Source organism: Bradyrhizobium sp. UBA2491, from assembly GCF_002341725.1.
Lineage (GTDB): Bacteria > Pseudomonadota > Alphaproteobacteria > Rhizobiales > Xanthobacteraceae > Bradyrhizobium.
Map to the genome: position 1 here is coordinate 1 of NZ_DDOP01000073.1, position 308 is coordinate 308.

Below are 308 nucleotides of genomic sequence, written 5' to 3' on the forward strand. Positions count from 1 at the left end.
CACCACGATCGAGATCCTGACGCCGGACTTCCTGCGCAAGGACGGTGCGCTGGAGCGCGTGGTCGCGGCCAAGCCCGACGTCTTCAACCACAATCTGGAGACCGTGCCGTCGCGCTACCTGACGGTCCGGCCCGGTGCGCGCTATTTCCATTCGATCCGGCTCTTGCAGCGGGTCAAGGAGATCGATCCGACCATCTTCACCAAGTCCGGCATCATGGTCGGCCTCGGCGAGGAGCGGCACGAGGTGTTGCAGGTGATGGACGATTTGCGCTCGGCGGAGGTCGATTTCCTGACCATCGGCCAGTATC

1 protein-coding gene is annotated in these 308 nt (G+C 63.6%); it reads left to right on the plus strand.

Annotation, left to right across the window (positions count from 1 at the left end; genetic code table 11):
• A partial coding sequence (locus B2W55_RS24405) for a radical SAM protein (protein ID WP_349678882.1) occupies positions 1 to 308 on the plus strand: 308 nt, incomplete at both ends.